The sequence below is a fragment of the Streptomyces paludis genome (assembly GCF_003344965.1).
In the GTDB taxonomy this organism is placed as follows: domain Bacteria; phylum Actinomycetota; class Actinomycetes; order Streptomycetales; family Streptomycetaceae; genus Streptomyces; species Streptomyces paludis.
In genome coordinates, this window is sequence record NZ_CP031194.1 from 8205387 (window position 1) to 8229746 (window position 24360).

A 24360-nucleotide genomic window follows, 5' to 3' on the forward strand; every position below is an offset into this window, starting at 1 on the left:
CCCACACGCAATCCTTGATCCTTGAGCCGGGCGACCGCGCTTCCTATCGTTGAGGGCATCCCCCTGATCGCGAGAGGAGGCCCCGTGGCGCCCGTACGCGTGTCCCGTCCCCGGCGCTATCTCACCTGCGCGCCCACGTACTTCGACGTCACCTACGCCATCAATCCCTGGATGCGCGAGGGCGAGCCGGTCGACACCGCGCTGGCCCGTACGCAGTGGGAGTCGCTCGTCGACGCCTACCGCGCCGCCGGGCACACCGTGGAACACACCGAGCCCGTCGCCGCGCTGCCGGACATGGTCTTCGCCGCCAACGCGGCCCTGGTGCTGGACGGCAAGGTGCTGCGCTCCCGCTTCCTCGCCGCCGAGCGGCAGCCCGAATCCGCCGCGTACGCCACCTGGTTCAAGGCGGCGGGCTTCGATGTGCACGAGCCGGAACCGGGGCCCGTCTGCGAGGGCGAGGGCGACCTCGTCCCCGTCGGCGGACTGATCCTGGCCGGCACCGGATTCCGTACGACCGTCCCGGCGCACCAGGAGGCGCAGGAGTTCTTCGGTGTGCCGACGGTCAGCCTCCACCTCACCGACCCGTACTTCTACCATCTGGACACCGCGCTGTTCGCCCTGGACGACCGGAACATCGCCTACTGCCCGGAGGTGTTCTCGCCGGGCAGCCGCGAGGTCCTGGCCCGGCTCTTCCCCGACGCCGTGGTCGCCACCAGGGACGACGCCCTGGCGTTCGGGCTGAACTCCGTCTCCGACGGACGCCATGTCTTCATCTCGCCCCGGGCCACCGGCCTGATCGGCCGGCTCGCCCGGCGCGGCTACGTCCCCGTCCCCGTCGACCTGTCCGAGTTCCACAAGGCGGGCGGCGGGATCAAGTGCTGCACCCAGGAGGTCCGTACCCCATGACGCACACCACCCTCGCCGGTCCCGCCGCCCGCACCTCGGCGGAGCTGATCCGCGCGGACGAGGCGGCCCTCGCGCACAACTACCACCCGCTGCCCGTGGTCGTCTCCCGCGCCGAGGGCGCCTGGGTCGAGGACGTCGAGGGGCGCCGCTATCTCGACATGCTCGCCGGCTACTCGGCGCTCAACTTCGGCCACCGCCACCCGGCGCTGATCGACGCCGCCCGGCGCCAGCTCGACGAGGTCACCCTCACCTCCCGCGCCTTCCACAACGACCGGCTGGCCGGCTTCGCCGAGTCGCTGTCCGCCCTGGTCGGCCTGGAGATGGTGCTGCCGATGAACACCGGCGCCGAGGCCGTGGAGAGCGCCGTCAAGGTCGCCCGCAAGTGGGCGTACGAGGTCAAGGGCGTGGCGCCCGGCCGGGCCACCGTCATCGTGGCCGCGGGCAACTTCCACGGCCGGACCACGACGATCGTCAGCTTCTCCGACGACGAGACCGCGCGCGGCGGCTTCGGCCCGTTCACCCCCGGCTTCCGGATCGTGCCGTACGACGATCTCGCGGCGCTGGAGGTCGCGATCGACGAGACCACCGCCGCCGTGCTCATCGAGCCGATCCAGGGCGAGGCCGGTGTGCTCATCCCCTCGGACGGCTATCTCGCCGGTGTCCGCGAACTCACCCGGCGCACAGGTGTGCTGTTCATCGCCGATGAGATCCAGTCCGGACTCGGCCGCACCGGCACCACCCTCGCCGTCCAGCACGAGAACGTCCTCCCGGACATGCTCCTGCTCGGCAAGGCCCTCGGCGGCGGTATCGTCCCCGTCTCCGCGGTCGTCGCCGACCGGGACGTCCTGGGCGTGCTGCGCCCCGGCGAGCACGGCTCCACCTTCGGCGGCAACCCGCTCGCGGCGGCCGTCGGCTCCGCCGTCGTCGCCCTGCTGGAGACCGGTGAGTTCCAGCGGCGCGCCGTGGAGCTGGGCGCGGTGCTCGACTCCGGGCTGGCGGCCCTCGTCGGCCGGGGCGTGACGGGCTACCGGCAGCGCGGTCTGTGGGCCGGGGTGGACGTGGACCCGGCGGTCGGCACCGGCCGGCAGATCAGCGAACGCCTCGCCCGCGAAGGCGTCCTGGTCAAGGACACCCACGGCTCCACCATCCGGCTGGCCCCGCCGCTGACCATCACGGAGGAGGAACTGACCACGGCGCTCGGCGCGCTCGCGGGGGTGCTGGGCTGACCTCCCAGGTCCCACACCCGGCGTTCCCCCGCGCGCCGAACGGGGTACGGCTGGATGCGAGGACGCGTCCGGCCGTACCCGGGAGACCATGTGAACGACGACGACAGCCACGCCGAGGATCTGCCGCGCCTGCGGCTCGGCCTCTACATCGAGTCGCTCCGGGCGAGGATGCCCGCGCCGCAGTACCGCCTCCTCATGGATGTCATCCGGATGTGGGCCGAGAACGGCGGCGGCACGGTGCGGCTGCGGATGGACGAGGAGGAGCGGGAGCTGTTCACCCGGGACGTCCAGCGGGAGATGCTCCACATCATGGGGCTGATCGGCGCGCTCAGGCCCGGCCACGAGGACCGGGCCGACCATGTCGTCGCCGACCTCGGCGACGGCGAGCACGCCCGCGGCGCGCTGACCCTCGTACCGCCCGAGGTCGCCGCCGACCCCGAGCGGCTCCGGACGATGCGCGACGAGCTGGACGCCAAGGCGGACCGGCGCAAGCGGGACGAGGCGGCGGTCGAGGGCATCGCCCGAGCCAGCGGCATGCTGCCCGAGCCCGAGCCCGGGGCGGACACGGATTCCGGCGGCGACGGGGGCGGCGAAAGGGCCTAGGGCCTGTCTGACAAATCCCGCCTGGCTCGCGACGCCTGGCACGCACGCTCGCGGCGTTGTCGGGATCACCCCAGTACGTCCAGTACTGGGGCGACCCTCCGCCTTGCGATCGCACGCACCAGACGCCGCGAGCCCCGCCCTACGGGCGGACGGCGCTATTTGTCAGACAGGCCCTAGGCCCTGTCCCGAGTCCCGCCCGGCTCGCGACGCCCGGCACGCACGCGCCGCGTTGTCGGGCTCCTCCACGTACGTCGGGGCCTTCGACGCGACCGACCCTCCGCCTCGCGAGAGCGCTCGGCACCTGGTGCACGCATCAGGGCGCCGGGAGCCCCGCCCGTCGGGCGGACGGCGTCCGCACCGGTCAGAAGCCGGTGCGGGACTCCAGGTCGCGCCGGGTGTTGTCGCCGTACACGCCGGACTCGTCGCCCCGGATGCCGTACCAGACCTGGAAGCGCCCGATGGCCTCGGTCAGTTCCGTGTCGTAGACGCCGGAGACGCTGCCGCCCGTGTACACATCGGGGATCCGCAGCAGCCGTTCCTGGACCTCGGTGACCTGCGGGCCGCTGTCGCCCTGCCGCAGTACCCCGACCGTGCCGGCCGGTGCCGAGGCCGTCGGTGGCGCCGGATCGGCCGGGGCGGGCGGGGCTTCGGAGACGGGCGGGGCGGACGTCGGCAGGGTCGCGGGCGGCTCGGCGGCGCGGGACTCCGACCCCGTACCGTTCCAGGTGAGCAGCAGCGCCGCGCCGAAGCCCGCCACCGCCGCGCCGGCCACCGCGACGACGGCCCTGTTCCCGCCCTGCCACGGCCACCCGCCCCGGACCCGGCCCTCGCCGCGGTCCTCGCGCCGGCCACCGCCGGGACCACCGGCCCCGGTGGCCGGAGCGGCGCCCCGGCCGCCGGGCAGGTCCCGCCCGCCGACCGCGCGCGCGGCGCGGCCCGGCGCGACGGGCGGCAACTCCTCGGTGTCCAGGGCGTCGTCGCGGTCCGCCGCCGGCGGCGGACCGCCGACCGGCACCCGCTCCCAGCCCTCGCCCCGGCCGTCCTCGGGATCCTCCGGACGGAAGAGTTCGCTGAAGTCGGAGAACGGTTTCGGCCGCCGGGGACGGATCACATGGGTGGGTTCGAACACCGCGCGCCGTGCCGGCCGGCGGTGCTCCGAGTCTCCGGTCACCTCCGCCTCCTCCATCTCTCCGACGGCCCGATCACTCGCTCCGGGCCACTGGATACGGGACGCTACCCCGGCCGGGCCGGACGCGGGTGCGATTTGACGGAATAGCTGGTGGGACCCCTCCGCCGGAGTCAGCCGCCGGCCACCTCGAACAGCAGTGCCTGCCCCGGGTTCAGCGTCGGCATCGGCAGCCCCGCGCCCGCCAGCACGGCGCCCGGCACCGCCACCCACCCCTCCAGCGCCGCCGTGTACCAGGCGGGGGCCGCGACCTGATGGGCCGACGGCAGCCCCGCCTCCGTACGGATCCGGACACGGTAGCCCCGCCGCGGATCCAGCCCCGGCAGCGGCACCCGGCCCGACTGGGCGTCCGGCGACGTGGCGAGCCGCGCCCAGCAGTACACCGCCGAGCCCGCGTCCGGGGCGACCACACCGTGCAGCAGCGTGGCCTCGTCGGCCAGATCCGCGCGGACCACCCGGCCGCCGTGCAGCAGCGGCCGCAGCTCCTTGTACAGCTCCGCCCACCGCCGCAGCCCCGCCAGCTCCTCCGGGGTCCGCGCCGTCAGGTCGTCCTCGATGCCCGCGTGCCCGAACAGCGCCGTGATCCGGCTGAACGACGCCTCACCGGTGCGCGCCGTGGTGTGGCTGAGCGGGGCGCCCACATGCGCGCCGACCAGCTCGGGCGGCAGCAGCTGGCCCGTCCAGCGCTGAATGGTCTGGCGCTCGACCGGATCGTTGCAGTCCGAGGCCCACACCCGGTCGGTACGGGACAGAATGCCGAGGTCGGTCCGGCCGCCCCCGCTGGAGCAGCTCTCGATCTCCAGCCCCGGATGACGCTCCCGCAACGCGTCGAGCAGCCGGTAGACGGCCTCGGTCTGGGCGTGCACCCCGGGCCGGTCGAGACCGTCCGGGCCCTGCCGCACCGCCTCGTGCAGATCGCGGTTGTGGTCCCACTTCAGATAGTCCACCGCGTACCGCGTCACGAGCGCGTCCAGCGCCGTCAGCAGATACTCCCAGGCGCCCTCGTCCGCGACGTTCACGACGTACTGGTGCCGCGCGCTCGGGCCCAGCCCCGCCGTGTACGGGCCGAGGATCCACTCGGGATGCTCCCTGGCCAGCCGCGAGTCGAGGTTCACCATCTCCGGCTCCACCCAGAGCCCGAACTGCATACCGTGGCCGTGCACCCGGTCGGCGAGCGGCGTGAGGCCGTCCGGCCAGACCGTCTCGTCCACGGTCCAGTCCCCGAGCCCGGCCGTGTCGTCGCGGCGCCCCGAGAACCAGCCGTCGTCCAGCACCAGCCGCTCCACCCCGGTCGCCGCCGCGAGATCGGCCAGCTCCAGCAGCCGGGCGGGCCGGTGGTCGAAGTAGACGGCCTCCCAGGTGTTGAGGGTCAGCGGACGCGGCGTCGAGGGATGCGTGGGACGCGCCCGCAGCAGCGTGTGGAAGCGGTCGGCGAGCCCGTCGAGTCCCGCGTCCGACCAGCCGAAATGGCAGACGGGCGCGGTGTAGCGGTCGCCGGGCGCGAGCCGGATCTCGCCGGGCGCCGGCAGCTCGCCCCCGCCGAGCACGGCCCCGTGCACCCCCGCCCCCTCCGGCAGCCGCTCGGCCAGCCAGCGCTGGTCCCCGCTCCACGCCACATGAAGCCCCCACACCTCACCACCGCGGAACCCGAAGCCGGGCACTCCGACGGTGAGCAGATGCGGCGCGTCCTGTCCCGGCCGGCCGCGCCGTACTTCCCGTACATGCGCCCCGAAGGCCAGCCGGCCGCGCTGCGGGGAGCGCTCCCGGCACCACTTGCCGGTGAAGTCCAGCACCTCGGATGCCCGCGCGGGCAGCGGCAGCAGGGTGGTCACACCGGCGAGGTCGTACGGTACGGGGTCCGCCGGCGCGGTGCCGTCCGCCGCCGTCCGGGGCCGCTCCAGCTCCGTCGCGACGCTCAGCACCCCCGAGGGATCCAGCCGGTAGGTGAGGGTGATGTCGAGCCCGCTGACCCGGTCCGCGAGCCGCAGGACCAGTTCCCCCGGCCCCTCCCGGACCTCCGTCAGCCGCGGCCGGGGCGTGGTCGCCGTGCCGCCCCGGTGGCCCTGGTGCGCGGGCGTGCCGGACCAGCCGTCGGCCTGCGTCGGCCAGACCGTGAACCGCCTCGGCTCGTCCAGCGCGTTGTTGAGCGTGGCTCCCTCGGCGGTCAGGCTCAGCGCCGCGAGACCGTCGTCCGTCAGCTCCCCGAGGTCCTCGCCCCAGTGCAGGACGCGAGGCAGCGGTTCGCTGAGTTCGACGGCGAAACTCACTCCGGCCGCGCGCAGATGGACGGTCCGCGCGGTGGTGCGGGTCATACGGTTCCCCTCGGCTGGTATCTCGTACTGCTCGTACGGCTGGAAAGACCTGATGAAAGGACATCTTGTCGTGGCCGTCCCCGGGCCATGACCCCGCCCCGGTCTTCCGCGCGGCTTCCCACCGGCTTCCCATCGGCTTCCGTCCGGTTTCCGTCGCGCCCGAGCCGGGCCGCCGCGGGCGATCACCTGTCATGGATGACCACAGAGGGGGCAAAAGTGATCTTTTCCGGTCGACACCACAGAAGGCGCAGGTGAGAGCCCTGGTTGAAGAGACGATGGGTTGTCCGGCTGCCGAAAGGAACGCCAGTGCCCCGCAAGGACATGGTCCGAAGAGTCCTGATCCCCGTCGCCGCCCTGCTCGCCGCCGTCCTGCCCGCCACGGCCGCCCGGGCAGCCCCCACCGAACCCGAACCGGCCGCGCGACCGTCCGCCGCTGCCAGTGCCGCCACCGCCGCCGCGCCGCTCGCCCGTACGGTGTGGCTGTGCAGGCCGGGCCTCCCGGACAACGCCTGCGGACAGGACGCCGCAGGCCGCCCGACCGCCCCCGGCGGCGAGCTGCTCACCCGCTACCCCAACGGCGGCGCGACCCGGCTGCTCGACGACACCCGCTACGCGCCCGACGGAAGCAGCCGGCGGGTGCCGTTCACCGTCACCGGCACACCGCCCGTCGACTGCTTCTACGCCTACCCGACCGTGGACCTGCTCCCCAACCCGCTGCTTCAGACCGGCAGTCTGCCGCCCCTGCGCGAGAACGCCCACCAGGCCGTCACCCTCACCCAGGCCGCCCGGTTCGCCGGGCTCTGCCGGCTGTTCGTGCCGGTCTACCGGCAGGTGCCGCTCACCGGGCTGCTCGGGGGGATCATCCTCGGCACCGACGCCGATCTCACCACCGCCAACGCGGACATCCAGCAGGCGTGGGACACGTACTGGACCCAGTACAACCGCGACCCGGTCACCGGCGAGCGGCGCGGGGTCGTGATCCTCGGCCACTCCCAGGGCACGGCCACCGCCGCCGCACTGCTCCAGACGCGGTTCGACGGCCGGCCCGAGGTGCGGCGGCAGCTGGTCTCGGCGGTGCTGCTCGGCGGGGGCATCGAGGTACCGGAGGGCCGGGACTCCGGGGGCGGTACGGATCCGGACTCGACGTTCCAGCACCTCCCGGCCTGCCACCGCGGTGCCGGGGACCCGCTGCCGGTCGGGTGCGTCGTCTCGTACTCCAGCTACGCCCTGCCCGCCGGCTCGCTGCCGTTCGCGATCGGCCGGACGGCCAAGCCCGGCCACCGTGTCGTGTGCGTCAACCCGGCGGCCCTGCTGCGCGGTGCGAGCGCCGGCGCCCGGACGCCGCTCGATCTGCACATGCCCACACGCCGGCTCGTGGGCGGCACCGCGCTGCTGCCGGGCGGCCATCTGACCGCGACACTGAGCAGCTACCAACTCCCCGTCCTGCCCACCGCGTTCGCCCACCACCCCGACGCGATCGAGGGGGAGTGCCGCCATGCCACGGACGCCTCCGGCAGTGCCGACTGGCTCCAGATCAGCGGCGACCTCTCGCACTTCCCCGACTCCGCGCCGACCGGCCTGGCAGGGCTCCATGTCGTCGACTTCAATGTGGCGCTGGGCGATCTGGTCGCTCTGACCACCGCCCAGGCCCACGGCTGGCTGGCGGGTGCCCGCGGCTGACCCGCACCACCCGCACCACCCGCGCGTCCGGCGGAGGCCGGTGGCACCACGGGCTCCTTTCCGTGGCGTCACCGGCCTCCCCGCGTCCGGCCGGGCTCCGGAAGTAAGCATTTCTACGGACGTGGTGCCCGTCCGCCGCTCCTACTGTCCTTCCACGAGCCCCCGGCCGGGATCACCGGACGCAGGGCGGGGCTCAGGACGGAGGGCAGACATGAGCCGCTTGTCGGGAAAGGTCGCGCTGGTCAGCGGCGGGGCCCGGGGGATAGGCCGGGGCATCGCCGACCTCTTCGCCGCGCAGGGCGCGACCGTGATCGCCGCCGATGTCATCCGGCCCGAGCCACGGACACCGGACGGTCCGGCGGACCCCGCGTACGCAGGGGACGGCACGGGCAGCGTGGAGTTCGAATGGCTCGACGTCACCGACGAGGACGCCTGGGCCCGGGTCGTGGGTCTGGCCGAGGACCGGCACGGAGGCATCGACATCCTCGTCAACAACGCCGGTGTGGGCTCGTACGAAGCGGTCCACGAGCTGGGTGCCGACGAGTGGGACCGGGTGCTCGGTGTCAATCAGACGGGCGTCTTCCTCGGGATGCGCGCCGTGATCCCCGGGATGCGGCGGCGCGGCGGCGGTTCGCTCATCAACATCTCCTCGATCTACGGCGCGGCGGCCGTCCCGGGATCGCTCGCCTACCAGGCCACCAAGGGCGCCGTCCGCAGCATGACCCGTAACGCCGCGATCACGTACGCGGCCGAGTCGATCCGCGCCAACGCGGTGCTGCCGGGCTGGATCCGTACGCCCATGACCGAGTCGCAGACCGCCGAGTTCAACGAGGCCGTCATCGCGTCGACCCCGATGGGCCGGGGCGCCGAGCCGCTGGACATCGCGTACGGGTGCGTCTATCTGGCCTCGGACGAGTCGGCGTACGTCACCGGCACCGACCTGGTGATCGACGGCGGGTTCCTGGCGCGCTGAGCCGGATCCGCTCCCACGGCACACCACGAACACACCGCAACCACACCGCACCGCAAACACACCGCATCGCACCGGCGTGCCGCGCCGATGTGCCGTCGGCCGCGGGCCGGCAGGACAGGAGAGACACACCATGGGGCGTTTGGCAGGGAAGGTGGCGCTGGTCACCGGCGGTTCCCGGGGCATCGGACGAGGGATCACGGAGGCGTTCGCCCGGGAGGGCGCCGTCGTCGTCTCGGCCGATCTGACCCCGGCGGACCCGCCCGTACCCGGAGTCCACGAGATCCGGCTCGATGTCACCGACGAGGACGGCTGGGCCGCGGCCGTCGCCGGAGTGGAGAGCGCGCACGGCCGCCTCGACATCCTCGTCAACAACGCCGGACTCATCTCGTACGCGCCGATCGACACCCTCACCCTCGCCGAGTGGGACCGTGTCATCGCGGTGGACCAGACCGGTGTCTTCCTCGGTATGCGGGCCGCCATCCCCGCGATGCGCCGCGCCGGCGGCGGCTCGCTGATCAACATCTCCTCCGCCTGGGGCGTGGTCGGCGGCGTCGGCACCCACGCGTACCACGCGGCCAAGGGCGCCGTCCGCAGCATGACCCGTAACGCCGCCATCACCTACGCGGCCGAGGCGATCCGCGCCAACTCCGTGATCCCCGGCTGGATCGAGACCCCGCTGACCGACGCGCAGCCCGCCGACCTCAACGCCGCCGTACTGGCCGGCACCCCGATGCGCCGGGGCGGCACCCCGGCCGAGATCGCGTACGGGTGCGTCTATCTGGCCTCGGACGAGTCGGCGTACGTCACCGGTACCGACCTGGTGATCGACGGCGGACTCCTCGCCCAGTGAGCCGCCCCGCACCACCGAGTCCCTCACCACCGAGCCGGTCACCCCAGAGAGGACAGACAGAGAGATGAGCAACCTCCTCACCGTCGCGGCGGTCCAGTTCGAGATGCGCGAGGTCGACGGCTTCGACACCTTCGCGGCGCAGACGCGCGGCCTGCTCGACCGTACCGACGGCGCCGAACTGGTCGTCCTGCCCGAGCTGTTCACCGCGGCGCTCTTCACGGCGCGGCCCGGCTGGCGCGACGACCCGGTCAGTGAACTGGGCCGGATCGCGGACTACACCGACGACTACGGCGCGCTCTTCCAGGAACTGGCGAGCAGCCGCGGACAGGTGATCGTCGCCGGCTCCCATCTGGTGCGCGCCCCGGACGGCGACGGTGTGCACAACACCGCGTTCGTGTTCTTCCCCGACGGCACCGTCGTCCGCCACATCAAGACCCATATCTTCCCGGCGGAGTCCGGCTGGGGAACCACCGAGGGAAGTGTGCTCGCGCCCTTCCGGGTCGGCTCCGTCACCGTCGGTGTCTCCATCTGCTACGAGACCGAGATCCCCGAGGTCGCCACGGTCCTCACCCGCAAGGGCGCCGACCTGATCGTCAGCCCCTCGTACACCTTCACCGAGGCGGGGTTCTGGCGCGTCAGACACTGCGCCCAGGCCCGCGCCATCGAGAACCAGGTCTACGTGGTGCACTGCCCGACCACCGGCGACCCCGGCGCCCCGCTCTCCCCGGGCCGGGGCCGCTCCTCGGTCCTCGGCCCCTGCGACGCGGGGTTCGCGCCCAACGGTGTGCTCGCCGAGGCGGCCCCGGACACCGAGGACATCATCACGGCCCGGCTCGATCTGGACCTGCTCCACGAGAACCGGCGCACGGGGGCGGCCACCACCCACTCCGACCGGCGACGGCGCGCCTCGGTGTACCGCCACTACGCCGGCGAGCTGCTCGCCGGCGCCTGACGCGCCGCGCCCTCCCCGTACCGCTCCCGTACCGCCCCTGACCACCGACTCCCATCGGAGGACGACATGCCGCTCCACCTCCCCGAGGGCAAGACCCTCGCCGTCTCCATCGGCGCCGACTTCGACGCGCACAGCGTCTGGATGGGCACCTTCAACCTCAGCAGCCCCAGCTATCTCTCCCGCGGTGAGTTCTGCGCCGAGGTCGGGGTGCCCCGGCTCATCAGCCTCTTCGAGCGGTACGGGGTACGGGCCACCTGGTGCACCCCGGGCCACTCGATGGTGACGTTCCCCGAGCGCTTCCGGCAGATCGTGGACGCGGGCCACGAGATCGCCGCCCACGGCTGCTACCACGAGGGAGTCCCGAAGCTCGACGGTGACACCGAGCGGCGGCTGATGGCCGCGCAGCTCGCCCAGCACGAGAAGCTCGTCGGGGTCCGCCCGCGCGGATACCGCTCGCCGGCCTGGGACTTCACCGACCAGACGCTCGGGATCCTGGAGGAGAACGGCTTCGAGTGGGACTCCTCCCTGATGGGCCGCGACTTCGAGCCGTACCACCCGCGTCCGGTGACGGTGGGCTGGGAGGAGGGCAGCACCTTCGGCCCGGCCAGCCCGCTGCTGGAGTTCCCGGTCTCGTGGTTCCTCGACGACTTCCCCGTCGCGGAGTACATCCCCGGTGTCAACCAGGGGCTCGGCTCCAGCGAGGTGATGTTCCAGCGCTGGAAGGACCACTTCGACTACGCCTACGCGCATGTGCCCTCGGGCGTGCTCGCGCTGACCGTGCACCCGCAGACCATCGCCCGCGCGCACAACCTGATCGGCTTCGAGAAGCTCATCGACTACATGAAGGGCCACGAGGGCACCTGGTTCGCGGGTCTCAGCGAGATCTACGACACCTGGACCGAGGACTGAGCCCCCGCTCTTTTGCCTCGGGCCACACGCTCCACACCGACACCCCACAGCCTCACCCCGCACCACACTCCCCCCGCGCTCCCCGAGTCACCTCGCCCGTATCCCGTAGGGAGAACGACCATGGACCGACTTCTCAACAGCTCCGGCGCGCGCAGACCGGGCGCCCGGCGCGGTGCCCGCTCCCTTCTCGCCGCGGCCGCCTGTGTCTTCGCCGTGACCCTGACCGCCGGGGCGTGTTCCGTCCCCGCAGACCAGGCCGCGTCCACCACCGACTCGTCCGCCACGGGCTCCACGGGCGCCAAGGGCCCGGCCGAGGTCTCCGATCTGAAGATCGCGTACTTCTCCGCCGGCACCAGCAACGCCTACCTCCAGGCGGCCATCGCGGCGGCCAAGAAGGAAGCCGGCACGCTCGGTGTGAAACTCGACGTCTTCGACGGGCAGTTCGACGCGCAGAAGCAGTTCGACCAGATCCAGACGGCCATCACCAGCGGCCGGTACAACGCCTTCGCCGTCGAGCCCAACGACGGCAACCTCGTCTGCAAGCTGCTCACCAAGAACGCCGCCGACAAGGGCATCCTCGTCTCCGTCTTCAACCTGCCGATCTGCGGCCGCGCCACCAAGCTCGGTGACGAGACATGGGAGCCGGGCACCGTCACCTATGTCGGCGGCCAGACCCTGGACGTCTACCGCGCCTGGGTCGCCCAGGTCATCGAGGACAACCCCGGCGGCGCCAAGATCGCGCTGATCTCCGGCCCCGACCTCAACGCCAACACCATCTGCTTCCAGGAAGCCGCGAAGGAGTTCGCGAAGCACAAGGGATTCGAGGTCGTGGCGCGGCAGTCCACCGACTACACCACGCCCAAGGGCCTGGCCGCCGCCCAGACCATCCTGCGGGCCAACCCCGACCTCAACGTCGTCATGTCCAACTTCTCCGGGATGAGCCGCGGTGTCGTCCAGGCGGTCAGCGGCGCCAAACGGACGGGCAAGGTCAAGATCTACGACTTCGGCGGCGACAAGTGGGCCCTGGACTCGGTGAAGCGGGGCACGCTGGAGCAGAGCGTGATGATGCTGCCCGCCCAGGAGACCATCGAGGCGATCCGGGCGCTGGCCGACCACGTCAAGGGTGAGGACGTCCCGCACTTCATCAACCTCACCGAGTCCGACGCGCTTCCCGGGACCCCCTTCGCGACCAGGGCGACCATCGGCGAGTTCAACCCCGAGTACTGAGCCACCCCGAGTGCTGATCGGTCCCGAGTACGGATCCGGTCCGGGCCGGGTCACGAGAGGAGTTCAGAGATGACCGCGGAACAGTCTCCGCCGCCGGCCGTGGTGTGCCGGGGGGTGAGCAAGGTGTTCGGCCGTACGTACGCGGTGCGTGGGGTGGACCTGGAGATCCCCCGGGGCGCCGTCCACGCCCTGGTCGGCGAGAACGGCGCCGGAAAGTCCACCCTGCTCGGGATGATCAGCGGGCGCCTCGCCACCGACACCGGCTCCGTCGAGGTGTTCGACACGGTGCTGGGCGCCGGCGGCCCCCGCAAGGCGCGTGGACTGGGCCTGGTGACGGTCTATCAGGAACTCACCATGGTGCCCGCGCTGACCGCCGAGGCCAATGTCTTCCTCGGCGGCAACATCTCCCGGCGCGGACTGCTGTCCCGCCGGGAGATGCGCCTCCGTTACGAGCGGATGTGCGAGGACTTCGAGGTCGACATCCCGGCCGACGCCCTCGCCCGTACGCTGTCGGTCTCCCAGCAGCAGATCCTGGAGATCATGCGCGGGGTGCAGGCGGACGGCCGGGTGCTGCTGCTCGACGAGCCCAGCGCCGCCCTCGCCGAGCACGAACGCGACACCCTGTACCGGATCCTGGACCGGCTGCGCACCCGGGGCACCACCATCGTGTTCGTCAGCCACAACCTCGACGAGGTGCTCCGGCTCAGCGACAGCATCTCCGTACTGCGCAACGGCCGGCTGGTGGAGACCGCGCCCCGGGAGCGGTGGAACCGGCAGGCGCTGATCCGGTCGATGGTCGGCCGGGAGATCGGGGTGACCGCCCGCGGCGGCACCCATGAGCCCGGCGGCCCGGCGCTGGAGGCGTCCGGGGTGGATGTCCCGGGCGTGCTGGAGGACATCGGCATCCGCGTCCACGAGGGCGAGATCGTCGGCCTGTGGGGCCTGGTCGGCTCCGGCCGCACCACGTTCATGCGGGCCCTGGCGGGTCTCGACGGTACGTCCTCGGGCGAACTGCGCCTCGGCGGCAAGCCCGTGCCCTGGCCGCGCTCCGCCCGGGAGGCCATCGCCAGCGGGGTGGTCATGGTCCCCGAGGACCGCAAGAACGGGCTCGTCCCGGCCATGGACGCGGTCGACAACGTCAGTGTGGGCGTCACCCGCGCCACCCGGCTGGGCCGGATCGACCGTACCCGCGAACGCGCCTCGGCCGAGGAGTTCACCCGCTACTTCGGCTTCGACGCGGACCGGCTGGAGGCCCCCGTACGCCATCTGTCCGGCGGCAACCAGCAGAAGGTCCTGCTGGCCAAGTGGGCGGCCAGGACCCCCCGGGTGTTCCTCGTCGACGAACCGACGCGCGGCATCGACGTGGGCGCCAAGTCCGAGGTGCTGGCCAGCCTGGTCAGCCTCGCCCGGGACGGCGCCGCCGTGATCGTCACCTCCTCCGAGCTGGAGGAGGTGCTCGCCATCGCGAACCGGCTCCTGGTCTTCACGAAGGGCCGGGTGGTCCGTGAGATCCCCGCCGATTCACCCCAGTTCCGGGTGCGGGACATCGTCCGCCTGGGCTTTCACGAGAAGGAGACCGAAAGATGACTACACCGGCCGTGTCCACCACACCGTCCTCGCCACCGCCGGGCGCCACCGCCGCCGGCCCCGGGGAACCCGGCCGCGCCGGCGGCCCGGGGACGGACCGGGCCGCCCGTATCAAGGCGGTGGCCCTGCGCTACAGCATGCTCTGGGTCCTGGTGGCCCTCGTCCTCGCCGCCACCGTGCTCTACCCGGGCTTCCTCCAGCCGGCGAACGTACAGGACATCCTCACGCAGAACGCCGCCGTCGGCATCATCGCCGTGGCCATGACGTTCGTGATCATCTCCGGCGGCTTCGACCTCTCCGTGGGCGCCACCTACGCCCTGGGCGCCACGGTCTTCGCCGGGGTCACCAAGAGCACCGGATCGGTCGCCCTGGCGGGCGTCTGCGCCCTGCTCGCCGGGCTCGCGGTGGGCGCCGCGAACGGCACGATCATCGCCCGCTGGAAGGTCAACCCCTTCGTCACCACGCTGGGCATGTCCTCGGTGATCGCGGGACTGGCGTACGTGTACTCCAACTCGGCGCCCTTCATCGTGGACGGCATCTCCTTCCAGTACCTGGCCCTCACCGCGGTCGCCGGGGTGCCGCTGCCGATCTGGATCCTGCTGGCCGTCTTCCTGGCCGGCGCCGTACTCCTCGCGCAGACCGGCTACGGCCGCAACATCTACGCGATCGGCGGCAACGAGGAGGCCGGGCGCCTCTCCGGGCTGCGTGTGCCCTGGCTGGTCGGCAGCGCGTATGTGATGACCGGAGTGACGGCCGCGCTCGCCGGGATGATGGACGCCTCCCGGCTCGGCGTCGGCCAGGCCGACGTCGGCGCGACCGTGGCCCTGGACACCATCGCGATCGTGGTCGTCGGCGGCACCTCGCTGCGCGGCGGCGAGGGAGCCGTCTGGCGCTCCGCCGTGGGACTGCTCATCCTCGCGACGCTGACCAACGTCTTCTACAGCCTCAACATCAGCCAGCACTGGCAGCTGATCGCGAAGGGCACGATCGTGGTGGCGGCCGTCGCCCTCGACTCGCTGCTGCGCGCCCGGCGCGCCTGATCGCGGCCCGGAGCAGGCCACCGGAGCGGGCCGCGGCCCGGGGCAGGGCCGCGGTCCCGGAACAGACAGAGCCCCCGCGCACAACCCGCGGAGGTGAAGTTGGCCGAAACAACTCCTTATCTGTTTGTTACGTATATCCCTGTTGGTTGGCGCTCGCCCCCGGCATGATGAGCCCGAGTCACCGCGGTCCCGGACGGTCCGGGCACCGTGCCGGGGCCGCGTCGTCAGCGGCCGTCCTCATACAAGGGGCGGTGGATGTGCCCGTGTCCGGTCTGAAGAAAACCCCTGCTCCCTGGCCCCACGGGAGCCCTCTCCCGCCGCCGGCCGCCGCCATCGTGCTGGCCGACGGCCAGGTCGAGGCCACCGACCGGCCCGCCGGACACCCGGCCGCCGAGCCGGGGCCCGCCGTCGCCTTCCTGCGCGCCCACCCCCCGCTCACCGAGCTGATCGCGGCGTGTGTACGGACCGAACCCGGCCGGATCGGTTTCATGTGGACCGACAGCACGGCCCGCTCCCTGGTCCGGGTCTGGGTGGATCCGTTCCGCGACCCGAGGGACCGGCCGATGGGCCGCGTCCTGGTCGAACCGTGCCACCCCTCGCCGTACGGACTGACCCTGCGGGAACTCGACGTCCTCACCCTGATCGTCGCCGGGCTGACCAACAACGAGATCGGCGAGCGGCTCTTCACCAGCCCGCGCACCGTCACCACCCATGTGGACCGGCTGCTCACCAAGCTCCAGCTCTCCAGCCGCGCCGCCGCCGCGGCCGTGGCACTCGACCAGGGCCTGGTCCGGCTGCCCTTCCCCGGCGGCGGCGCCCCGTTCGGGCGCCTCGCGGTGGGCCGGGCCGCGCTCGTCGCCCAGGGCGGCACCCCGCTGCCCGCCCCCGTACCGGGCAGCACCCGGCCGCTGCGCCGCCGCCCGCTGCTGCTGGGCGCGGCGCTCCCGCTGACCGGGCCGGCCGCGGACGACGGTACGGAGATGCTGCTGGCGACCCGGCTCGCGCTGGAGGAGATCAACGACCTCGGCGGTATCGCCGGACGCCGGGTCGAACTGGTCACGGCGGATGTCGACGTGACGGAGCCGGGCTCGGTCCGCGGCGCCTTCGAGGAGCTGGTCGGACTGGAGGTCGACGCGCTCACCTCCGGCTACATCGGCCCGCAGGACGTGGCGCACGAGATCGCCGCCGACTACGGCTGTCCGTATCTGCACGCGGCGACACTCGACTCGATGGTCGCGCGGGTCGCCGACGACCCCGGCCGCTACGGCGGTGTGTTCCAGGTCTGCCCCAGCGACACCCGCTACGGCCCCGGCTATGTGCGCTTCCTGACCCGGCTGCGCGACAGCGGCCGGTGGCGCCCCGAGTCGGACCGGCTGGTGGTGGTGCAGGGAGTGTGGCCGCTGGGCGATCTGGGCCGGGGCGAGATGGAGAAGGCCGTCGAGGAGGGCGGCTGGAACCTCACCGTGCTCTCCGGCATCGGCATGGGCGAGGCGGAGTGGGAGTCGGTCGCCCGCCGCATCCGCGCCATGGCGCCCGCGTCGGTCCTGGTGGGCCACTACTTCATGCCCGGCAGCCTCGCGTTCCTGCGGGAACTGCTGAGCGACGGCGGCCCGCCCGTCCTGCCGTACCTGCTCTACACCCCGTCCATCCCGAGCTTCCGCGAGACACTGGGCCCGCTCGCCGAGGGACTGCTCTGGGCGACGGTGACGGGGACGTACGCCGACCACATCGGACGCTCCTTCGCCGCGCGCTACCGCGTGCTGCACGGTGTCGCCCCGGGCCGGTCGCACGCGGGCATCGCCTACGACCGGGCCCGGATGATCGCCGGGGCGTGGTCACGCGTCGACGACCCCCGGGACTACCGCCGGGTCGCCACCGCGCTGCGCACCACGATCCACCGGGGGGTGAACGGCGCCTACTACCTGGCGGATCCGGGCCAGGCCGCGCTGGCGTACCCGGAGCTGACCCCCGACCCGTCGATCGGCCAGGCCCATCTCGTCCATCAGATCCAGGACGGCCGGCACCGCATCCTGGCGCCGTCGCCGTACGCCGACGGTGACTTCCGGCTGCCGCCCTGGTACGCCGCTGTTCCGCGCGTCGCGGGAGCCGGGGGCCCCCGCTGACGCGCGGGACGAGCGGGCCCGGCCCGGCGCTCCGGACCGTGTGCAGGTCCGTACGCGCAGGGTCCGGCGGGTCTACTTCGGTGTGTACACGAGGCCGAGCTTGTCGATCTCGTCACCGGACCGCCCGGTGAAGCCGCTGATCTGCCAGCCGGTCGGCGCCGTGTACGTCACGGTGTCCGAGGTCGCCGTCCCGGACGACAGCGACCGGCCCGCGTCCGTACGGAACACGGCGGAGAAGATCCGGGTCCGGCCGTCCTTCTGCCCCCGGCTCAGGGTGACCGACGTCAGATGCTCCGCGGCACCGAGCGTGAGGGAGGAGGCGGTGCCCCCGGTGCCGCCGTGGCCCAGGACCGTACCGCCGTCGAGCGTGATACCGACCGCGTCGAGACGCGATCCGCCGCGCAGGGTGAGGGTACGGGGCCGGGGCGCGGCGGGCAGCGCGGCGGCGTCGTTGAACGCGGTGCCGTGCGGGCCGCCGAAGAAGTCGGAGGCGCGCCGGTCGGCGGGCAGGGTCCAGGTGAAGGAGGTGGTGTGCGGGTAGTGGTCGGACAGGTGCTTGCCGGCGGAGTCGAGGAACTTCCGCCAGTCGTTGGTGTGGCCCGTCGCCGACAGCTTCACCAGCGGACCACCGCGGTAGAGGACCTTGTCCACCACCTCGCAGTCCTGGGCGGGCGCCGCCGTGTCACAGACCAGCGCGTCGCCGCCGAGCGCCGGGGCCACCCCGCCGCGCACCAACTGGACCCAGGCGTCGGTGAGTCCGTTCTCCGTGAGGAGCGTACGGATGTTGTCACCGGTGCGGGTGTAGCGCGTGTTGGTGTCACCCATCACGATCACCGCGTTCGAGGCGCTGTTGGCCTGGATGAACCGGGAGAGCTGGACGATGTTGGCGCGCCGGGCGGCGAGCGCCGCGTCGGTGGTGTCGGCGTTGGTGTGCACGTTGTACAGGTCGACGAACACCCCCTCGGCCAGCCGCATCCGGGCGAGGGTGAACCCCTTGGGCGTCAGACAGTCCGTACCGGTGCAGTTGCTCCAGCGCACCCGCTCGAAGTCCTCGAACGGATAGTTGGACAGTGTGTTGAGGCCGTCGCCGAACGCGGCACCCCCGCTGGTGGCGGTGCGGTAGGGGTGCGTGTCGTTCGCGTACAGCGCCGCGTGGTAGTTGAAGTCCTCCTGCACGTTGATGACGTCGTAGGGACCCAGCCGCTGACCGATGAGCGGGGTGTTGGTGGCGGGATTGCTCTGCCCGAGCCCGAGGGGCAGCCCGGCGATGTTGTACGTGAGGACGTTGAAGGTGCCGGAGTCCGCGGCGGCCGCGACGGCGGGGGCCGCTGTGCCGGGCGCCGCCGAGGTGGCGAGCGCGCCGAGCGCGAGCGCGCCGGCGACCAGGACACCGGCGAGTCTTCGGAGGGGGGTACGCGGAGGGGTTCGCATGGGTGGGGGAGCCTCTTCCGGAGGGGGGAGTGGTGCGGGCACAGACGTATCGCCCGCCCGCACGGGCGGGCCGATCATGTCTAACGGTGAACCGGCCCGCCGCGCAAGGGTTGTTGAGTGACCACTTGACGGCCCCCGGACAACTTCTCCGGGCGGCCGTGCCCCGACGGCCGCCCGGAACCCCGGGAGTTACCGGCCCGCCACCGGCTCCCAGACCGTGCCGTAGCGCCGGGCGAGCGCCCCCGCCTCCTCGGTGGTGAGCACCCGGGGACCCGTGTCCTTCAGCAGCAGGGTGAGGCGCGACACCTCCTCCAGCTCGACGGCGGCGTCCACGGCGCGCGCGAGGGTGTCACCCGCCGTGATGGGACCGTGGTTCTGGAGCAGCGCGGCGTGGAACGGGAAGTCCAGCAGCTCCAGTTGGCGCGCCTGCTCCGGATCGCCGGGGGCCGCGTACGGTATCAGCGGTGTCTGGCCGACCCGCATCACGAAATACGGTGTGAGCGGGGCCAGCGCGCTCCGGCGCGACCAGGGCGGCAGACAGGAGCAGGCCGCGGCGTGCGCGCTGTGCAGATGGACGACCGCCCGGGTCGCGGGATCGCGGCGGTAGAAGGCCCGGTGCAGCGGGAACTCCTTGGACGGCGCGGGCCCGGCCGTGTGCCCCGCGTCCAGGGGCGCGTCCGCGTCCAGTACGGCCAGCGCCTCGGGGTCGAGCGCCTCCAGCCGGGCCCCGGTGGGCGTCATGTAGATCCGGCCGCCGACACGCACACTGAGATTGCCGGACGTTCCCGGGCTCAGTCCGGCCGCCGACAACGCGGCTCCGGCCGCGACGAGTTCGGCGCGTGCGTCGCTCATCCGAGTTCCTTCCAGGCGCTGGTGAAGAGGGACCGCTCGCCGAAGTTCCCGGACTTCAGGGCGAGGTTGTAGCGGGTGCCGCCGGCATCCGGACCCATGGCCCAGGAGACGCCGGGGGCCAGCGCCGGGCCCAGTTCGAGACGGCGCACACCGAGCGCGCGCACCACACTGCCCGAGGTCTCGCCGCCCGCCACGACGAACTGCCGGGCGCCCGCCCCGGCGAAGGCGACGGCGCAGCCGGCGAGGGCCTCCTCGACCAGCTCGGCGGCGGGCCGCTGCCCTTCCGGCGTCCGCCGCTCGATGTCCTCCGGCGCCCCGGCGGAGTGGACGAGGACCGGGGTGCCCGGCGCGTCGGCCCACTGGGCGCGGGCCCACTCCGTGAGCCGGGCGACCTCGGCGGCGGGATCGGCGCGCAGGGCGGCCAGGTCCAGCAGGCGGCTGGGCAGGGCGGAGCGGGCGGCGTCGATCTGACCGCGGGTGGCCGCCGACGCGCTGCCGGCCAGCACCGCGCGGTGTCCGGGGATCACGGGCATCGCCCCGGTCGCGGGCGCGCCGCGCGCGGGCAGCCCGAGCGCGAGCCCGGAGCCGCCGGTGACCAGCGGGTGGTCCGCGGTCGCCGCGGCGATCCGGGCGAGGTCGCCGTTGTCGATGGCGTCCACCACGGCGTAGCGCGGCCCCTCGCCCCCGGCGCCGTCCAGCGCCGCCCGCAGCGCGCGCGGGTCACCCCGTACCACGTCGAGACCGACGGTGGTCACCGGGTGCGCGGTCTGCGGCGCGAGCAGCCGGACCAGGCTCGCGTCGGTCATCGGGGTCAGCGGATGGTGGCGCATCGGGCTGTCGCCGAGCAACTGGTCGCCCACGAACAGATGGCCGCGGTAGACGGTGCGGCCGGTCGCGGGGAACGACGGCACCACCACCGCGAGCCCGGTGCCCAGCTCCGCCATCAGCGCGTCGGCGACCGGGCCGATGTTCCCGCGCGGGGTGGAGTCGAACGTCGAGCAGTACTTGTCGTAGATCCGCTCACAGCCCAGGGCGCGCAGGGCCGCGAGCGCGGCCAGGCTCTCCCCGACGGCCTCGGCGACCGGCGCCGTACGGGACTTGAGCGCGATCACCACGGCGTCCCCGCCGCCGCCGTCCCCGGCGAGCGCGGCCAGCTCCCCGGGCGTGGGCACACCGAGGGTCACGGTGGTCCGTACCCCTCTGGCCACCCAGTTCGTCGCGAGATCCGTGGCGCCCGTGAAGTCGTCGGCGATCGCGCCCCATCGGACTGCTGTCTGTGCTCCGTGCACCGTCGGTCACCCGTCCTTGCGTCGTGGCCATGTCCCGGCCGGGACCGCCCCAGGCGATCACAGCCGTCACTCGATCGAGATCTGTGAATCAATGTTACGTACGTTGACGCTTATGTTAATCCACGTTACGTTCACGCTGCGAAGCGGGAAACCGCTGACACCACACCGGCCCCACCACGGGCCGTATCCCCAGGAGGGCTCATGAACACCGACACACCGGGCGATCCGCTCACGGCGCGCCCCGTGACCTACGCGCTCACCGGTGCGGGCGGCGGCTTCGCACGCACCCTGCTCGCCCAGTCGCTGCTGATGCCGGACCTCCACCCGGCGGTGCTCTGCGATCTGGACCCCGCCGCGGTCATCGCCCTCTGCACCGAGCTGGGGTACGACCCGGCCACCCTGGCCCTCGTCTCGGACCCGGACGGACTGCGGGCGGCCCACGCCGCCGGGCACACCGCCGTCGTCCCCGGCACCGCGCTGCTGGCCGACGCCGCGTACGACATCCTCGTCGAGGCCACCGGCAGCCCCGCCACCGGCTTCCGGGCCGCCCGGGACGCCCTCACGGGCGGCCACCACGTGGCGATGGTCAGCAAGGAGGTCGACTCCGTCGCCGGAGTGGCGCTCGACCGGCTCGCCCGCCGGCACGGCGTCGTCTACACCCCCGCCGCCGGCGACCAGCCCGCCAACCTCATCGAGTGGTACGACCGGCTCCGCACCCTTGGCCTGGAGATCGTCGCCATCGGCAAGTCGGGCGAGTACGACCTCGTCTTCGACCCGGCCACCGGCGAGGTCCGCCAGCTCGGCCAGACCCTGAGCGCCCCCGCGCTCGCGGAGCTGCTGACACTCGGCGACGATGTGCCCGCCACCCTCGCCGCCCGCGCCCGGGCCGTCGCCCCGCTCAAGCGCGCGGCCGCCGCCGACTACTGCGAGATGGCCGTCGTCGCCGCCGGCACCGGCCTCGTACCCGACCGTGAGGATCTGCACTACCCCGTCGCCCGGGTCGCGGAACTCGCCGACGTCTACGCCCTGCGCGAGCACGGCGGCGTACTCGACCGGCCCGGAGCCGTCGATGTCTTCAGTGTGCTGCGGCTGCCGGAGGAGGCCAGTTTCGCCGGCGGTGTGTTCGCCGTGGTCCGCACCCACGACCCGGTGACCTGGCGCACCCTCGCCGAGAAGGGCCATGTCGTCAGCCGGGACGGCCGTTACGCTTGCCTCTATCTGCCCTACCACCTGATGGGCGTGGAGACACCGCTCACCCTCCTCGCCGCCGTCCGCGACGGGGTCGCGGCGGGAGCGGCGGCACCGGCCCGGCACGCGGTGCTCGCCGGACGCGCGGCCCGCGGCCTGGCGGCGGGATCCGTCCTCGCCATGGGCGGCCACCACCACGAGATCGACGGAGTGGACCCCGTCCTGCTGCCCGCCTCCGAGGCCCCCTCGGACACCGCGCCGTTCTACCTGGCCGCGCACGCCCGGCTCGTCCGGGACGTCCCCGCCGGCGCGCTGATCACCCTGGCCGACCTCGACGGATACGACACCGACCTGCTGGCCGCCTGGACGGCTGGCTGACCCTCCGCGCCGCACCAGGCGCCCGCCCGCGCCGCACCAGGCGCCCCCTGACCCGGCCGCCCCCCGACCCGAGTACAAAGAGGTATTCCATGTCCGACGCCTACACGCTTCTCGCGTTCGGCGGAGCGATCGTCGCGCTGGTCCTGCTGATCGCCAAATTCAAGGTCCACCCCGTCGCCACCCTGTTCGTGATCGTCACCACCCTCGGGCTGGTCCTCGGCCTGGGCGGCGCGAAGACGCTCAAACTGGTCACCGAGGGCTTCGGCTCCACCATGTCGAACGTCGGGCTGCTGATCATCTTCGGCTGTGTGCTCGGCAAGATGCTGGAGCTGAGCGGCGCCGCGCTGCGCATCACCGAGGAGGCGCTGCGCTGGTTCTCCGGCCGGAAGATCCCCTGGGCGATCGCCCTCGCCTCCGCCGTCGTCGGCATCCCGCTGATCGCCGACACCGTGGTCCTGATGCTGATCCCGGTGGTCTCCGCCATCGCGATGCGCAGCGGCATGTCGATGATGCGGCTCGGCCCGATCCTCTACATCGGCGCCTATGTGATGACCTCCCTGCTCCCGCCCGGCCCCGGCCCGCTGGCCGCCTCCGCGCTCCTGGGCGTGGACCTCGGACAGGCGATGCTCTACGGCGCGCTCGTCGGCATCCCGGGCATCATCGTCGCCACCCTCTACCTGCTGACCATCAAGACGTACGTGGCGCCGAAGCCCGAGTACGTGGACCACCTGACCGCGGTCCCCGCCGGAGCCACCACCACCACCGGCGGTACGGGCGGCAGCAGCGACGCGGGCGGTACGGACGGTACGGGCGGTACGGAGAGCAAGGACACCGGCGGTACGGGCACCGGCACGGTCACCAGCGGTACCGGCACCATCACCGGCAGCACGGAGCGCATGCCGAGCCTCGCCCTGTCCCTCATACCGATCTTCACTCCGATCGTCCTCATCATGCTCGACTCCTACGCCGTGGACATGGTCGGCGAGACCTCCCGGCTGGGCGGGGTGCTGCGGTTCCTCGGCGCGCCCCTGATGGCGCTCTTCATCGGCTGTCTCACCGCCCTGCCGCTCTTCGGCCGCGAGTGGCGCGCCAAGAGCACCCTCAACGACCTCTTCGAGGCCGGACTGAAGCTGGCGGCCCTGCCGCTCGCCCTCACCGGGGTCGGCGGCGCGCTGGCGCTGATCATCCGTGACACCAAGGTCGCCGACGGCGCCGCCGACATGATCCGGGACATGGGACTGTCGCCGATCATCGTCCCGTTCCTGGTGGCCGCGGCGATCTGCACGATCACCGGCTCCAACATCCTCGGTGTGATGACCGCGGCCGCGATCATGGAACCGCTGATGGAGGGGCTCGGTATCTCCGCCCTCGCCGTCTACCTGGCCTGCGGCACCGGCGCCCAGATCATGAAGCACGCGAACTCGTCGGGCTTCTGGGTGACCACGACCCTGTCCAACATGACGGTGGGACAGGGCATCCGGTCCATCGGGGTCGCCTCCGCCGTCTCCGGGGTGACCGGGTTCGCGATCCTGTACGTCCTGTACGCGATGGGCCTGGTCTGAGCCGGTCCGTACCGCGCCCGCCCGGGGGGTACCGTCGGCACTCGGACGCGACCCCCGGCGGGCGGCCATGACATCGGGGACAACCG

General features: G+C 72.8%; 19 protein-coding genes. 14 read left to right on the plus strand and 5 right to left on the minus strand.

Annotation, left to right across the window (positions count from 1 at the left end; all coding sequences use genetic code 11):
* Positions 1-84: 84 nt before the first annotated feature.
* From ddaH to DVK44_RS35405, 3 genes are all read left to right on the plus strand, one after another.
* On the plus strand, positions 85-906 hold the full coding sequence (gene ddaH / locus DVK44_RS35395; RefSeq protein WP_228447514.1) for a dimethylargininase: 822 nt from the start codon (positions 85-87) through the stop codon (positions 904-906).
* Entirely contained in the window at positions 903-2132 is a 1230-nt protein-coding gene (rocD, locus tag DVK44_RS35400; protein WP_114664688.1) for an ornithine--oxo-acid transaminase, read from the plus strand. The genes ddaH and rocD overlap by 4 nt, the downstream gene beginning before the upstream one ends.
* 90 nt (positions 2133-2222) lie before the next feature.
* Positions 2223-2735 (plus strand): hypothetical protein, encoded by a 513-nt coding sequence (locus DVK44_RS35405; RefSeq protein WP_228447515.1) that lies wholly within the window; start codon positions 2223-2225, stop codon positions 2733-2735.
* 361 nt (positions 2736-3096) lie between these two features.
* Here the strand turns inward: DVK44_RS35405 and DVK44_RS35415 are convergent, their stop codons facing one another.
* Both DVK44_RS35415 and DVK44_RS35420 read right to left on the minus strand, forming a co-directional pair.
* Complete coding sequence (locus DVK44_RS35415; RefSeq protein ID WP_228447517.1) at positions 3097-3906, minus strand: peptidoglycan-binding domain-containing protein; 810 nt, start codon at positions 3904-3906, stop codon at positions 3097-3099.
* A gap of 128 nt (positions 3907-4034) precedes the next feature.
* A complete protein-coding gene (locus tag DVK44_RS35420) occupies positions 4035-6233 on the minus strand; it encodes an alpha-galactosidase (RefSeq protein ID WP_114664690.1) in 2199 nt (732 codons plus the stop codon).
* Positions 6234-6539: 306 nt separating this feature from the next.
* On the opposite strand from DVK44_RS35420, the gene DVK44_RS35425 reads away from it, so the two are divergent.
* The 9 genes from DVK44_RS35425 to DVK44_RS36590 all read left to right on the plus strand — a co-directional run bounded on the left by DVK44_RS35425 (position 6540) and on the right by DVK44_RS36590 (position 17574).
* On the plus strand, positions 6540-7913 hold the full coding sequence (locus DVK44_RS35425) for a DUF3089 domain-containing protein (RefSeq protein WP_114664691.1): 1374 nt from the start codon (positions 6540-6542) through the stop codon (positions 7911-7913).
* A gap of 211 nt (positions 7914-8124) precedes the next feature.
* Complete coding sequence (locus DVK44_RS35430; protein WP_114664692.1) at positions 8125-8886, plus strand: SDR family NAD(P)-dependent oxidoreductase; 762 nt, start codon at positions 8125-8127, stop codon at positions 8884-8886.
* A 130-nt stretch (positions 8887-9016) separates the two neighbouring features.
* Positions 9017-9736 (plus strand): SDR family oxidoreductase, encoded by a 720-nt coding sequence (locus tag DVK44_RS35435; RefSeq protein WP_114664693.1) that lies wholly within the window; start codon positions 9017-9019, stop codon positions 9734-9736.
* Between the two features lie 64 nt (positions 9737-9800).
* Entirely contained in the window at positions 9801-10688 is an 888-nt protein-coding gene (locus DVK44_RS35440) for a nitrilase-related carbon-nitrogen hydrolase (protein WP_114664694.1), read from the plus strand.
* Between the two features lie 66 nt (positions 10689-10754).
* Entirely contained in the window at positions 10755-11597 is an 843-nt protein-coding gene (locus DVK44_RS35445) for a polysaccharide deacetylase family protein (protein WP_114664695.1), read from the plus strand.
* A gap of 120 nt (positions 11598-11717) precedes the next feature.
* Complete coding sequence (locus DVK44_RS35450) at positions 11718-12824, plus strand: sugar ABC transporter substrate-binding protein (RefSeq protein WP_114664696.1); 1107 nt, start codon at positions 11718-11720, stop codon at positions 12822-12824.
* 69 nt (positions 12825-12893) lie between these two features.
* Positions 12894-14411 (plus strand): sugar ABC transporter ATP-binding protein, encoded by a 1518-nt coding sequence (locus DVK44_RS35455; RefSeq protein WP_114664697.1) that lies wholly within the window; start codon positions 12894-12896, stop codon positions 14409-14411.
* A complete protein-coding gene (locus DVK44_RS35460; protein ID WP_228447519.1) occupies positions 14408-15451 on the plus strand; it encodes an ABC transporter permease in 1044 nt (347 codons plus the stop codon). The genes DVK44_RS35455 and DVK44_RS35460 overlap by 4 nt, the downstream gene beginning before the upstream one ends.
* A 263-nt stretch (positions 15452-15714) precedes the next feature.
* Positions 15715-17574 carry an ABC transporter substrate-binding protein gene (locus DVK44_RS36590; protein WP_162794227.1) on the plus strand — a complete coding sequence of 620 codons (1860 nt, stop codon included), beginning with the start codon at positions 15715-15717 and terminating at the stop codon, positions 17572-17574.
* A 72-nt stretch (positions 17575-17646) separates the two neighbouring features.
* Here DVK44_RS36590 and DVK44_RS35470 read toward each other — a convergent pair whose 3' ends face one another.
* The 3 genes from DVK44_RS35470 to otnK form a co-directional block, all read right to left on the minus strand.
* Positions 17647-19005: a jacalin-like lectin gene (locus DVK44_RS35470; RefSeq protein ID WP_114664698.1), complete on the minus strand. Its 1359-nt coding sequence runs from the start codon at positions 19003-19005 to the stop codon at positions 17647-17649.
* A 189-nt stretch (positions 19006-19194) separates the two neighbouring features.
* On the minus strand, positions 19195-19857 hold the full coding sequence (locus tag DVK44_RS35475; protein ID WP_114664699.1) for a class II aldolase/adducin family protein: 663 nt from the start codon (positions 19855-19857) through the stop codon (positions 19195-19197).
* Complete coding sequence (gene otnK, locus DVK44_RS35480; protein ID WP_228447520.1) at positions 19854-21146, minus strand: 3-oxo-tetronate kinase; 1293 nt, start codon at positions 21144-21146, stop codon at positions 19854-19856. Before otnK ends, DVK44_RS35475 begins: the two co-directional genes overlap by 4 nt.
* Positions 21147-21347: 201 nt before the next feature.
* Between otnK and DVK44_RS35485 the strand changes: the two genes are divergently transcribed.
* Both DVK44_RS35485 and DVK44_RS35490 read left to right on the plus strand, forming a co-directional pair.
* Complete coding sequence (locus DVK44_RS35485) at positions 21348-22712, plus strand: homoserine dehydrogenase (RefSeq protein ID WP_114664700.1); 1365 nt, start codon at positions 21348-21350, stop codon at positions 22710-22712.
* Between the two features lie 89 nt (positions 22713-22801).
* The gene (locus DVK44_RS35490; RefSeq protein ID WP_114664701.1) at positions 22802-24274 is read left to right on the plus strand and encodes a GntP family permease; all 1473 of its coding nucleotides are present in this window, start codon (positions 22802-22804) and stop codon (positions 24272-24274) included.
* Positions 24275-24360: the final 86 nt, after the last annotated feature.